Genomic DNA, 13,956 nt, shown 5'->3' with positions numbered 1-13,956 from the left:
AATACAATCGCCCTTATCTTCATGACAACTAGAGTTTAAAAGAAAGAGAGAAAATTATGTTTAAAGGTGGAATGGGTAACATGATGAAGCAAGCGCAGCAAATGCAAGAGCGCATGCAAAAAGCCCAAGACGAAATCGCGACAATGGAAGTTGTTGGCGAAGCCGGCGCAGGCCTTGTAAAAGTAACCATGCTTGGTAATCATAACGTGCGTCGTGTTGAGCTTGATGAAAGCCTTATGGAAGACGACAAAGACATGATTGAAGATTTACTTGCTGCAGCATGTAACGATGCTGTTCGCCGCGTTGCTGATGAAACGCAAGAGCGTATGGGCAAAGTAACTGGCGGTATGCAATTACCACCAGGTATGAAAATGCCGTTTTAAGCAAATATGCAACTTTCAGATAGTTTAACGCAGCTTATAGAAGCGCTACGTTGCCAACCGGGTATTGGTCCTAAATCGGCTCAGCGCATTGCGTTTCATTTATTAGAGCGCGATCGTAAAGGCGGTACTCAACTTGGTAACGCATTGACCAAAGCCATGGGCGCGGTTGGGCATTGTCAGTCGTGCCGCACTTTTACTGAGCAAGCGCAGTGTGATATTTGCTTAAGTACAAAACGCCAAGACAGTGGTGTGCTGTGTGTTGTTGAATCGCCTACCGATGTGTTGGCAATAGAGCAAACGGGCCAATACCTTGGTTTGTATTTTGTACTTATGGGGCATTTATCGCCAATTGACGGTATTGGCCCTAAAGAAATTGGCCTTGATATACTTGAACAAAAGCTCTCGCACGGCGGTATTAACGAAGTAATTTTAGCAACCAACCCCACGGTTGAGGGCGAAACCACTGCACATTATATTGCCCAGCTTTGCCATAAATATAAAGTAGGGGCCTCGCGCATAGCGCATGGTATACCTGTTGGTGGCGAGCTTGATTTAGTAGATGGCACAACGTTAATGCATGCATTTAGTGGCCGCCGAGCGGTTATGCAGGACTAACACAACTATCTGAAATCGTTTTAAAAGCCTACATAGCAAAATATGTGGGCTTTTTTGTGTTTGCTATTTAATTACCGTATAACGTGTGTGAGTTTGCCGGTAATCATATTAAATTAATAAATGAGTTAAACTTGGCGACGTTGTGTTATAAATTATTGACTAACAACAACTAGATAACGTGATAGTTGCACGGCTCACGCGCCTTAAAAATATCGCTCAAGTTGCTATAAAAACATCAGGAATTTATCTGATTAGTAAGGAGTACTATGCAAAATAATAAACACGACAATAAAGGCGGTTTACTCAGCAGTAAGCGCTTTTTACCGCTATTTGTAACGCAGTTTTTGTCGGCTATGAATGATAATGTGTATAAGCAATCCGTGCTTATATTGTTAGTGTTTCAAGCTGCAACCCTTGGCGATGGTGCGCTGTATTCAAACCTTGCAGCGGGCTTATTTATATTACCGTTTTTTTTATTCTCAGGAATGGCGGGGCAATTAGCCGAAAAAACAGAAAAATCAAAGCTGATCCGGCTTGTTAAATTTTGCGAAATACCGATTATGGTTATTGGCGCAGCCTCTATTTTTACGCAATATGTGTGGCTAATGCTGACCACCGTGTTTTTTATGGGCTTGCAAAGTACTTTTTTTGGCCCGCTTAAGTATTCAATATTACCACAACATGTGGCACCTAACGAATTAACAAAAGCCAATGGCTTGGTTGAGTCTGCCACTTTTGTAGCTATTTTAATTGGTACTATTTTTGGCACCTATTACATTACTCAAACAACAGGTCCAACAATTATTAGTATTGCCGTGCTGATACTTGCAGTACTTGGCTTTTTCAGCAGCCGCTTTATTCCTATAAGCCAAGCCAATAATCCTAATTTGCTCTTTACCTATAATATTTTTTCATCGACTAAAAATGTATTTAAAGCGCTTAATGCTCAAACAGAATCGGTTGGTAAATCGGTGTTGGGTATAAGCTGGTTTTGGCTAATAGGTGCGGTTATTTTAACGGCATTACCTAATTACGTTAAACATGTAATGGGTGGCGATGAACTCGTGGTAACCAGTGCGCTGGTGGTGTTTTCGCTAAGCATTGCCGTGGGGTCTTTGTTGTGCGAAAAGCTCTCACGCTCACGTATTGAGCTGGGCATTGTACCTTTTGGCGCTATTTTAATTACGCTATTTTTGTATTTATTAAGCCAAGAGCCGGCTATTAGTCAATATATCGCGCCCTCTGAAAATTTATTAACGCTTAAACAAGTGCTTAATACAGGCGACATGGTATGGCATTTTGTTTGGATGGCAGGTATTGGTATTGCATCCGGTTTTTATACTGTGCCGCTGTATGCGCTTATTCAACAGCGTACCGAGGAGGCAAGTCGTTCACGGGTGATTGCTGCTAATAATGTGCTTAATGCGCTCTTTATGGTTGGCAGTGCCATATTAAGTATTGTAACGCTCTCTGTTTTAGAGTGGCATATTTCGTCGTTACTATTGCTTTTGGCGGGGCTTAATTTGCTTATCTCTATTTATATTTACACTAAGGTACCGGAATTTTTCTTGCGCTTTGTTATCTATATTTTAGCTATATGCATGTATCGTGTGCGCACAAAAGGGCATGAAAATATTCCAAGCGAAGGCGCAGCCGTTATTGTAGCTAACCATGTAAGCTTTGTAGATTGGATGTTTATTTTAGCCACTTCGCCTAGGCCTATACGCTTTATGGTGTTTGCCCCCATTTATTACTCAAAAGCGCTGCATTGGCTATTTAAAATGGCAAAAGCTATTCCAATTGATAGCGAAAAAGCCAACCCAAAGGCGTTTGCAAAAGCATTTGATGAGGTTGCCGCAGCGCTTGAACGCGGTGAGTTAGTTGGTATTTTTCCTGAAGGAAAACTAACAAGTAATGGCGAAATGGACATGTTTAGGCGGGGCATTGAGCGCATTATAGCGCGCACACCTGTGCCTGTTGTGCCCGTTCACTTAGGTGGCTTGTGGGGCAGTATGTTTAGCCGTAAAGCCAAGTGGCAACTACCACGCCTTAAATGGTCTTTAGTATCGGTGAGTGTGGGAGAGCCGATTGAAGCTGAGCAGGTAAGTGCTAATTATTTACACGAACAAGTCAGCGCTTTAAAAGCCCAGCACGCTAAAAATACACCGTAGTTTAACCCTAAAAGCCACATTTTTATGTGGCTTTTTATTTATGTCAGCACAAAAGCTGCTTTTTTAAATTTTTCCCTTGAAGTTACTCCACCTCACCCCATATTAAGTGCATAACGCAGACACTTTGCTAATTGGAGATACATAAATGACTGCAGCACAAAAAGAAACATTAGGCTTTCAAACAGAAGTAAAACAACTATTAAACTTAATGATTCATTCGTTATATTCGAATAAAGAAATATTTTTACGTGAGCTTGTATCAAATGCATCAGATGCCGCCGATAAGCTACGCTTTTTAGCGCTTTCAAATGGCGACCTTTACCAAGGTGATGCCGATTTACGTGTACGTATTAGCGCAGATAAAGAGGCGAACACAATTACCATATCTGACAATGGTATTGGTATGACGCGTGAAGAAGTGATTAGCTCTTTAGGAACTATTGCTAAGTCGGGTACTGCTGAGTTTTTCAAAAACTTAACAGGTGACCAAAGTAAAGACTCGCAATTAATTGGTCAATTTGGTGTTGGTTTTTACTCGGCATTTATTGTGGCTGATGAAGTGACAGTGCGCACGCGTAAAGCGGGTGAAACACAAGCGTACGAGTGGCAATCACAAGGTGAAGGTGAGTACACGTTACAAGAAATTGAAAAAGAAGGCCGTGGTACGGATATCATTTTACACCTGCGTGAAGAAGAAAAAGAATACGCGGATGAATACCGTTTACGTAGCATCGTTACTAAATACTCAGATCATATTTCTACGCCTGTACAAATGTATAAAGCAGAAGTGCCTGAGTCTGAAGGCGAAGACGGCGAAAAAATCCCAGCAGTTCCAGGTGAGTGGGAAAGCATTAACCGTGCAACCGCTTTATGGACACGTGATAAGTCAGAGGTTTCTGATGAAGAATACAAAGAGTTTTACAAACATGTAAGCCATGATTGGGAAGAGCCGCTAAACTGGGCGCATAATAAAGTAGAAGGTAAAACTGAGTACACAAGCTTATTGTATATCCCTAAAAAAGCGCCGTTCGATTTATGGAACCGTGAGCGCCAAAGTGGCTTAAAACTGTATGTTCAACGTGTCTTTATTATGGATGACGCTGAGCAGTTTATGCCAAGCTACCTGCGCTTTGTAAAAGGGTTACTTGATTCAAACGACTTACCACTAAATGTATCGCGCGAAATTTTACAAGATAACAAAGTAACGCAAGCGATTCGTAAAGGGTGTACGTCTCGTATTTTAAAAATGCTAGAGCGTATGGCTAAAAACAAAGCAGAAGACTACCAAACATTTTGGAACGAGTTTGGTCAAGTAATCAAAGAAGGCCCAGCAGAAGATACAGCGAACAAAGAAGCCATTGCTAAATTGTTACGGTTCTCATCTACGCATACCGACTCAGAAACACAAGATGTATCGCTTGAGCAATACATTGAGCGTATGAACGATGAGCAAGATAAAATTTACTACGTGGTTGCTGATTCGTTTACAGCGGCTAAAAACTCGCCGCACTTAGAAATCTTCCGCAAAAAAGGCATCGAAGTATTATTACTAAGTGACCGTGTTGATGAGTGGATGATGAGCCACTTAACTGAGTTTAACGAAAAATCATTCCAGTCAATTACCCGTGGCGACCTTGATTTAGGTAAGCTTGACGACGAAGAAACGAAAAAAGCGCAAGAAGAGTCTGAAAAAGAAGTAGAAGGCTTAATTGAGCGCATTAAAACAGCGCTAGGCGAAGAAGTTAAAGAAGTACGCTTTACGCATCGCTTAACAGACTCTCCTGCCTGTGTTGTTAGCGATGAGAACGACATGAGCTCGCAAATGCAAAAGCTTATGGAGTCAGTAGGGCAACCTGTACCAGAGGCTAAGCCAGTGTTTGAGCTTAACCCTGAGCATCAGTTAGTTAAGCACTTAAACGATGAGCAAGACGAAGATAAGTTTGCCCAGTGGTCTCATGTATTACTAGACCAAGCTTTACTTGCTGAACGCGGTACATTAAAAGATCCTACTGGGTTCGTAACACGTTTAAACAAGTTAATGCTTGATTTAAATAAGTAAGGCTAACAGGCTCTTTTAATTGCTAAAAGAGCCTAAAATATAACCATAATTATAAAGGAAGCGTATGCTTCCTTTTTTTATGCGCTCTAAAGTAGGCAATTAGTATAAGTTGCTTGAGTATCTGCAGCGCTTGTGGAAGAATTCAGGCTTTAAAATAAATATCCATACTAGGGGACAATGATATGCGCATTATTCTTTTGGGCGCGCCAGGTGCTGGTAAAGGTACTCAAGCTCAGTTTTTAATGGACAAATACGGTATTCCACAAATTTCTACCGGTGATATGCTTCGTGCAGCCATTAAAGAAGGTACACCACTTGGCTTAGAAGCGAAAAAAGTAATGGATGCAGGTCAGTTAATTTCTGACGATATCATCATTGGTTTAGTGAAAGAGCGTATTGCTAAACCAGACTGCGAACAAGGCTTTTTACTTGATGGCTTCCCACGTACCATTCCACAAGCAGATGCAATGAAAGAAAATGGCGTTGTGGTTGATCACGTTATTGAGTTTGACGTTGCTGATGAAGTAATTGTTGAGCGTATGGGTGGACGTCGCGTACATCCTGGCTCTGGCCGTGTTTATCACGTTGTTTACAACCCACCAAAAGTGGAAGGTAAAGACGATGAAACAGGCGAAGAGCTTATTATTCGTGCAGATGACACGGAAGAAACAGTTCGTAAACGTTTAGCTATTTACCATGAGCAAACTATGCCATTGGTTGATTACTACCAAGCTGAAGCGCAAGCAGGTAACACGCAGTACCATAAAATTGATGGTACGCAAGCTGTTGAAACAGTAAGTCAGCAACTAGCAGAGCTTTTAGGTTAATATAATCTAAACACAGCTTAGGTATTTAAAAACCGCCCTTGGGCGGTTTTTTTGTATTTAGTAGCTTTTAACAATTTAAAATTAAACCACCAAAGGTCAACACGCCCTGTTACCTACAACGTTTTTAGCTTTTCTATTACTGAGTCGTAGTTTGGCTCGGTAGATAAATTAGACACGAGCTGTTTGTATATCACTGTATGGCTTTTATCTAAAATAAGCACAGCGCGAGTTAGTAGCCCCATATCTTTTATAATTAAGCCATATTTTTGGCCAAAGTCTCGCCATACAGAGTCAGAAAGAGCTGTTACTTTGTCGATGTTTTCAGCATTACAAAAGCGTTTTTGAGCAAAAGGTAAATCGGCACTGATGGTCAGTATTGCGGTAGCAGGAAATTGCGTTGCTACTTTTTCATTAAAATGTTTAGTTTGTAAGCTACAAATGCCAGTATCTAAACTTGGCACCACGCTGATTAATACAGCTTGCCCTTTATAATCATTAAGATTTACAGGGGCAAAACCACCATCAACCACTTTAAAATTTGGCGCATCATCACCTACACTTACACCTTTACCTAACAAAGTGACAGGCTTACCTTGAGCAGAGACCTTACCTGCATCAAGCGTGTTTTCTGGGTACTGTGATGCGTGCACAACTGAGCTTAAAGCCAGTGTGCTTAGTGCAAAAATAAGAGAGCGTACCATAGGTTATTTCCTTTTAAATTAACGCAATAGGTTTGAGTGTATTATACTCAATATCACTGACCAAGCGATTAAATATCACTGTAAAAGTAATAATAAGTTCTGTGATATATAAATTGTAAACTGCAAGAACTTTTATTAACATGTAGTTACAAAATGTATCTTTAATAAAGTCATAAGGCCTATTGACAACATTGGGTTAAATAATAGAGAGATAGTATGTCAACATCCGTATTAATATGTGACGACTCAAAATTAGCGAGGCGCCAGCTAGCTCGCTCTTTACCAGATGACTGGGATATTAAAGTAGAGTTTGCTCAAGATGGTGTTGATTGCATCAAAAAACTAAAAATAATCGAGCCTGAAATCCTTTTTCTTGATTTAAACATGCCTGAAATGGACGGTTACGAAGTCCTTATGGCCATGAAAGAGCAAGGCCTTAATATTCTAACCGTGGTTGTATCGGGCGATATTCAGCCAAATGCGCACCAACGCGTACTTGAATTAGGCGCCATTGATTTTATCCAAAAACCTTGCTCACCTGAAAAACTTGCCGATATTATCGAGCATCATGGCATTAAAGATAAAGCCATGCGCGAGCGTCTTGCTCATTCTTTAGGTGAACAAGTAGACCCAGATGTGCGCGATATATACCAAGAGCTTACAAATGTCGCTATGGGCCAAGCAGGCGATTTGCTTGCACGGCTTTTGAATGTGTTTGTAGAGCTGCCAATTCCGAATGTGAATGTGCTTGAAGTTAATGAACTGGATATGGCGCTGCAGTCAATTGACAATAATGCTGCCACATCAGGGGTGTGCCAAGGCTTTATTGGCGGTGGCGTATCGGGCGAGGCATTACTTTTATTAAACGACTCAAGCTTTAAAGAAATTGCGTCACTGATGAATTACGACGGTGAGCTGAACGACAAAGTTGAGCTTGAGCTACTTATGGATATTAGTAATATTTTAATAGGCTCAATTTTAACGGGGCTTTCTAAACAGTTAGATATGTCTTTTAGCCAAGGTCATCCCATTGTACTTGGCCAACATCGCGATGTATCTGAATTGGTTAAATCAAATAAATCTCGTTGGCAAAGAACCTTAGCGATAGAAATAAGCTACGGCATCGAAAACCACGATATTAACTGCGATCTTATGCTGTTATTTACCGAAGATTCACTTAAAACTTTGAAATACAAAGTTGCTTACCTATTAGAAGACTAAGTTATGGCCGCTGATTTAGAAATGAATGAGATCCATTGGTTAATGGATATGTTTAACACGGTTGATGTGGGCCTGGTTGTACTGGATAGAAATTATAAAGTGTGTGTGTGGAATGGCTTTATGGAAAACCATTCTGGGCTATTGCCAAGTGCTGTAAAAGACAAAGACCTATTTGATTTATTTCCTTCAATTGATGAAAAATGGTTTAGAAGCAAGTCAGAGTCTGTATTTGTACTTAAAAACCGCTCTTTTACAATCTGGGAGCAGCAACCTTACATCTTTCGTTTTAAAAACTACCGTCCCATTACCGGTAAAGCAGATTACATGTACCAAAATGCGACCTTTATTCCACTTACCAACACACTGGGTGAGGTAAGTCATATTTGTATCATTATTTATGATGTTACCGATGTGGCAGTCAATAAAAAAGAATTAGAAGATTTAAATAAGCGTTTAGAGCAAGTAAGCCAAACTGACAGCTTAACGCAGCTGTTTAACCGTGGGCATTGGGAAAGCACACTGCACCAAGAGTTTTTGCGTGTTAAGCGCAGCGGTGGCAGCAGCACATTATTGATGTTTGATATCGATCATTTTAAAAAAATTAATGATGAGCATGGCCATAGCTGTGGCGATGAAGCGCTACGCCACCTTTCAGAACTGCTACGAACGACGCTTCGCGAAACCGATATAGCAGGGCGTTATGGTGGGGAGGAGTTTGTTGTTACTTTACTCGATACCGACAAGCAAGGCGCAGCAACTTTTGCCGAGCGCATAAGAGCGTTAATAGAAGCCAACCCTTTTGTTTATAAAAACACAAAAATAGAGATGACTGTGAGTGTTGGTTTTGCAGGAAATAGCCCTGACTTTGCAAAACATGAGCGGTGGATTGAAGCCGCTGACAAAGCCCTGTATCACTCAAAAGAGCATGGCCGTAACAGAGTAACCGATTTTGAGGATATAAAAAATGACGCATAAGCGTCATTTTTTATGCGCTGCTAAAATTAAGGCAGCGGTAATATTACTGCTAAATTAAAGTAACCAAGGATGCACCTAATTGCGCTGCAAGCTTTGGCAGTAAATCCTTAACAAGGGCTTGGTTAAAGTGCCGTTTTTATCAGCCGTTTTATTTACTCTGTAGTATGGCGAGTATCATCTGCTGGGCATTGGCCAAGAGTAGACACATCGCCTGTACTGGTCTCTTGCTCTAATTGAACCTTGAATCCCCATAACCTGTAAAGGTGTTTTAGCACTTCTTTATGCGAGTCAGCAAGGGGGATGTTATTGTGAGGAACATAACGCAACGTTAAAGAGCGATCGCCTCTAACATCAACATTATATACTTGAATGTTAGGTTCGTGATTACTCAAATTATATTGCGCTGAAAGCGCTTCGCGTACAGCCTGATAACCGCTATCATCATGTATTGCGCCTACCTCTAGATGTGGATTACGGCTGTGATCGACAATAGTAAATAGCTTAAAATCACGAATTAACTTAGGTGATAAAAATTGGCTTATGAAGCTTTCATCTTTAAAGTTTTCCATTGCAAAATGCAGTGTGTCTAGCCAATTAGTGCCTGCATATTCAGGAAACCAGCGTCTATCCTCATCTGTTGGGTTTTCGCAAATACGGCGAATATCCACCATCATATTAAAACCCAATGCATACGGGTTTATACCTGAATAGTAATTGCTGTTATAAGGTGGCTGATAAACAACGTTGGTATGGCTTTGCAAAAACTCCATCATAAAGGAGTCGGTTAATTTACCTTCATCATATAAGTGGTTTAAAATGGTGTAGTGCCAAAAGGTGGCCCAGCCTTCGTTCATCACTTGGGTTTGTTTTTGCGGATAAAAATATTGCGATATCTTTCGCACAATACGTATTATTTCTCGCTGCCAAGACTCTAATAAAGGCGCGTTTTTCTCAATAAAGTATAAAATGTTTTCTTGCGGCTCTTGCGGAAAATGCCTCTCTTGCTTTTTAGCTTCTTGCTGTTGAGCGGGGATAGTGCGCCATAGCTCGTTTACTTGAGATTGCATGTAGTCTTCACGCTCTTTTTGGCGTTTTTGCTCTTCAAAAAGGGAAATTTGCTGCGGGCGTTTATATCTATCTACGCCGTAATTCATTAATGCGTGACACGAATCAATTAAGCTTTCTACTTGTGTAATACCGTATTTTTCTTCGCAGCGGCTAATGTAATTTTTAGCAAACACTAAGTAATCTATGATGGAGTCGGCGTCAGTCCATGTTTTAAATAAGTAGTTTCCTTTAAAAAATGAGTTATGGCCATAACAGGCATGCGCCATAACCAGTGCCTGCATAGGGAGTGTGTTTTCTTCCATTAAATAAGCAATACAGGGGTTTGAATTAATCACAATTTCGTAAGCCAGCCCCATTTGCCCACGCTTATAATTTTGTTCGGTTTGTATAAATTTTTTACCATATGACCAATGACTGTAGCCTATAGGCATGCCTACGCTTGAATAAGCATCCATCATTTGCTCAGCTGTTATTACCTCAATTTGGTTAGGGTAAGTGTCTAAGCGATAATGCGCTGCAACACGGGCTATTTCAGTTTGGTATTGCTCAAGCAGCTCAAAGGTCCAATCTGGGCCATCGCTAATTCGTTCAGTGCTCATAGTAAACCTCGCTTAGGCTAAGCAGCCCCTTGTTGTTGACGATTTTTTTTAAATAGCTCCCTAAACATAGGGTAAATGTCTTCAACACTTTGAATATGTTGTATTGCAAAGTTGCTATGGGTTTGGGCGATGTTTTGGTATTCGCGCCATAAGCTTTGGTGCGCACGCGTGGTAATTTCTATATAGGCAAAGTAGCGTACCGCATTAAGTAGCTTATTGCGTAATATTTCACCGCAGTGTGGGGTATCGTCTGCCCAGTTATCGCCATCAGATGCTTGCGCTGCGTATATATTCCATTGCTCTGAATCATAGCGCTCTTTTATTATTTCGTTCATTAATTTAAGGGCACTGGAGACAATAGTGCCGCCAGTTTCTTGGGAATAAAAAAACTCTTGTTCGTCGACCTCTTTAGCTTGTGTGTGGTGGCGTATATACACCACCTCAATGTCTTTATAACTTCGGGTCAAAAATTGATACAACAAAATATAAAAACGCTTTGCCATGTCTTTTGTGGCCTGATCCATTGAGCCCGATACATCCATAATACAAAACATAACGGCTTTGCTGGTGGGGTGGGGGCGTTTTTCATAATTACGAAAACGTAAGTCGTAATTATCAATAAATGGTACGGCTTTTATTTGCTGTTTAAGTTGCTCAATTTCCTCTTGTAATAACGCAATGATGGCTTGGTCGCTGTCGGCTTGCTCACGCTCCATCGCAAGCTGACCTTCAAGCTCTGCTAGGCGTCTTTTTTTTCCCGCACTCATGGCGACTCTTCTAGCGAGTGAGCCCTGTAATGAGCGTACTATATCAATATTACTGGGCATACCATCGCTACAAAAACCAGCCCGATGAGTTTTCATTTGTACAAGCTTATCTAGCTGGTTTTCTTGTAAGTTGGGCAGCTCTAGGTCTTCAAAGAGTAAATCAAGGTATTCATCTTTAGAAATAGAAAACACAAAGTCATCTTGGCCTTCGCCTGAATCACTTGCATCGCCATTGCCTGCGCCACCACCTTGGCCGCCTTTAGGGCGCTCAATTTTGTCACCTGTTGAAAATTGATCGTTGCCAGGGTGAATTTGTTCTCTGTCACCCCCTTTACCTTGGTGAAAAATGGGCTCACTAATATCTCGTTGCGGGATAGATATACTCTCCCCTGAACTTGAGTCGGTAACGCTGCGTTTATTAACCGCATCAGACACTGCTTCTTTTATTTGCTTTTTATAGCGCCTAATAAAGCGCTGACGATTAAGCGTGCTTTTGTTTTTACCATTTAAGCGTCTATCTATAAAATGCGCCATACTGTTCCCCCTAAACTACATGAAGGTTACTGCGATTTTCTAACCCGTAAATACCACTCAGAAAGTAAACGCACTTGTTTTTGCGTGTAGCCTTTTTCAACCATGCGGTTAACAAAGTCCTCGTGTTTTTGTTGATCCTCAGCGGAGGTTTTTGTATTAAAGGAAATAACAGGGAGTAGATCTTCGGTATTTGAGAACATTTTTTTCTCAATCACTGTGCGTAGTTTTTCGTAGCTTGTCCATAACGGGTTTTTACCATTATTGTGAGCGCGTGCACGTAATACAAAGTTAACTATTTCGTTCCTAAAATCTTTGGGATTAGAAATGCCGGCGGGTTTTTCTATTTTTTCAAGTTCTGCATTTAACGAGGCGCGGTCAAATAACTGTCCTGTATCTGGGTCTCTGTATTCTTGATCTTGTATCCAAAAATCAGCATAAATCACATAGCGGTCAAAAATATTTTGGCCGTATTCAGAGTATGACTCTAAATACGCGGTTTGTAACTCTTTACCAATAAACTCAACATATTGCGGAATTAAATAGCCTTTTAAAAAACTTAAATAGCGCTCTTCTACTTCGGCGCTAAATTGTTCACGCTCTATTTGTTGTTCCAAAACATAAAATAAATGCACCGGATTAGCTGCAACCTCGGTGGTATCAAAATTAAATACGCGCGACAAAATTTTAAAAGCAAAACGAGTGGAAAGGCCGGTCATGCCTTCATCTACCCCTGCGTAATCACGATACTCCTGGTAAGACTTTGCTTTAGGGTCGGTATCTTTTAGCGTTTCACCATCATAGACCCGCATTTTTGAGTAAATACTAGAGTTTTCAGGCTCTTTTAATCGAGATAAGGTAGTAAATTGCGCTAACGCTTTAAGCGTACCTGGTGCACACGGTGCACTGGCAAGTTCACTATGTTGAATAAGTTTGTCGTAGATTTTTATTTCTTCGGTCACGCGCAGGCAATAAGGGACCTTTACAATGTAAACACGATCTAAAAACGCTTCATTATTTTTATTATTTTTAAATGTTTGCCATTCTGACTCATTTGAGTGGGCTAAAATCATGCCGTTAAAGGGCAGAGCGCTAATACCTTCAGTACCGTTGTAGTTACCCTCTTGCGTTGCGGTAAGGAGTGGATGCAGCACCTTGATAGGGGCTTTAAACATTTCTACAAACTCCATTAAACCTTGGTTAGCTAAACATAAAGAGCCTGAGTAAGCGTAGGCATCGGGGTCGTTTTGAGCAAAGTGCTCAAGCTGGCGAATATCTACTTTGCCCACCAATGCAGAAATATCTTGATTATTTTCATCACCGGGTTCGGTTTTGGCTATACCTATTTGATTTAAAATAGAGGGGTAGCGTTTGACGACTCTAAATTGGCTAATATCGCCGTTAAATTCTTTTAATCGTTTACCTGCCCATGGCGACATAATCGTTTTTAAATAACGTGGTTTAATACCGTATTCTTTTTCGAGAACGCTGGCATCTTCTACTGGGTCAAACAAACTGAGAGGGTGATCGTTTACCGGAGAGCCTTTAATTGAATAGATAGGCACTTGTTGCATTAAATATTTTAGTTTTTCTGCAATTGAAGATTTACCTCCCCCAACAGGGCCGAGTAAATAAAGGACTTGTTTGCATTCTTCTAGGCCTTGAGCCGCATGCTTTAGATAGGAGACAATTTGTTCTATGGCATCTTCCATGCCGTAAAAGTCTGCAAAGGCAGGGTAGCGTGCAACCACTCTATTAGAAAATAACCGGCTTAAACGTGCATCGGTTGCAGTATCAACCATTTGCGGCTCGCCTATTGCCATAAGTAAACGCTCAGGGGCGCTGGCATAAGCTGATTTATCATTTTTACAAACTTCTAGAAATTCGCTAATGCTGTATTCTTCTTCTTGTGCTGCTTCGTATCGTGCTTGGTAGTGCTCAAAAATAGTCATAATAACCTCCGAAACCCGCTTTAAAAAGGTGCTTACTTTTTGAAGTTTAGTCAGAGATTGATATTTTTGTGCAATAAAATTAAAAAT

11 protein-coding genes are annotated in these 13,956 nt (G+C 40.7%); 7 read left to right on the top strand and 4 right to left on the bottom strand.

What is annotated here, in order from left to right; translation table 11 throughout:
* Positions 1-56: 56 nt before the first annotated feature.
* The 5 genes from MTF68_RS03575 (at position 57) to adk (ending at position 6,055) form a co-directional block, all read left to right on the top strand.
* Entirely contained in the window at positions 57-383 is a 327-nt protein-coding gene (locus MTF68_RS03575) for a YbaB/EbfC family nucleoid-associated protein (RefSeq protein ID WP_004588122.1), read from the top strand.
* Between the two features lie 6 nt (positions 384-389).
* Positions 390-998: a recombination mediator RecR gene (gene recR / locus MTF68_RS03570; protein WP_004588121.1), complete on the top strand. Its 609-nt coding sequence runs from the start codon at positions 390-392 to the stop codon at positions 996-998.
* Positions 999-1,264: 266 nt separating this feature from the next.
* A complete protein-coding gene (locus tag MTF68_RS03565) occupies positions 1,265-3,169 on the top strand; it encodes an MFS transporter (RefSeq protein ID WP_248461680.1) in 1,905 nt (634 codons plus the stop codon).
* A 145-nt stretch (positions 3,170-3,314) separates the two neighbouring features.
* Entirely contained in the window at positions 3,315-5,228 is a 1,914-nt protein-coding gene (htpG, locus tag MTF68_RS03560) for a molecular chaperone HtpG (RefSeq protein ID WP_024033368.1), read from the top strand.
* Positions 5,229-5,410: 182 nt separating this feature from the next.
* Positions 5,411-6,055 (top strand): adenylate kinase, encoded by a 645-nt coding sequence (gene adk, locus MTF68_RS03555; protein ID WP_004588118.1) that lies wholly within the window; start codon positions 5,411-5,413, stop codon positions 6,053-6,055.
* Positions 6,056-6,168: 113 nt separating this feature from the next.
* Here the strand turns inward: adk and tpx are convergent, their stop codons facing one another.
* A complete protein-coding gene (gene tpx / locus MTF68_RS03550) occupies positions 6,169-6,756 on the bottom strand; it encodes a thiol peroxidase (RefSeq protein ID WP_248461679.1) in 588 nt (195 codons plus the stop codon).
* A gap of 216 nt (positions 6,757-6,972) precedes the next feature.
* On the opposite strand from tpx, the gene MTF68_RS03545 reads away from it, so the two are divergent.
* Positions 6,973-7,977 carry a response regulator gene (locus tag MTF68_RS03545; RefSeq protein WP_004588116.1) on the top strand — a complete coding sequence of 335 codons (1,005 nt, stop codon included), beginning with the start codon at positions 6,973-6,975 and terminating at the stop codon, positions 7,975-7,977.
* 3 nt (positions 7,978-7,980) lie between these two features.
* Positions 7,981-8,952: a diguanylate cyclase gene (locus MTF68_RS03540; RefSeq protein ID WP_004588115.1), complete on the top strand. Its 972-nt coding sequence runs from the start codon at positions 7,981-7,983 to the stop codon at positions 8,950-8,952.
* A gap of 152 nt (positions 8,953-9,104) precedes the next feature.
* On the opposite strand, the gene MTF68_RS03535 is transcribed toward MTF68_RS03540, so the two are convergent.
* Genes MTF68_RS03535 through MTF68_RS03525 form a run of 3 tightly spaced genes read right to left on the bottom strand, consistent with a single transcriptional unit; the run spans position 9,105 to position 13,869 of the window.
* Positions 9,105-10,619: a SpoVR family protein gene (locus tag MTF68_RS03535; protein WP_004588114.1), complete on the bottom strand. Its 1,515-nt coding sequence runs from the start codon at positions 10,617-10,619 to the stop codon at positions 9,105-9,107.
* 17 nt (positions 10,620-10,636) lie between these two features.
* Positions 10,637-11,920, bottom strand: a complete 1,284-nt coding sequence (locus tag MTF68_RS03530; RefSeq protein WP_248461678.1) for a YeaH/YhbH family protein — start codon at positions 11,918-11,920, stop codon at positions 10,637-10,639.
* Positions 11,921-11,946: 26 nt separating this feature from the next.
* Positions 11,947-13,869 (bottom strand): PrkA family serine protein kinase, encoded by a 1,923-nt coding sequence (locus MTF68_RS03525; RefSeq protein ID WP_248461677.1) that lies wholly within the window; start codon positions 13,867-13,869, stop codon positions 11,947-11,949.
* Positions 13,870-13,956: the final 87 nt, after the last annotated feature.

It is taken from the genome of Pseudoalteromonas sp. 2CM37A (assembly GCF_023161885.1).
GTDB lineage: Bacteria > Pseudomonadota > Gammaproteobacteria > Enterobacterales > Alteromonadaceae > Pseudoalteromonas > Pseudoalteromonas atlantica.
This window is presented reverse-complemented; position numbering and strand designations above follow the sequence as displayed.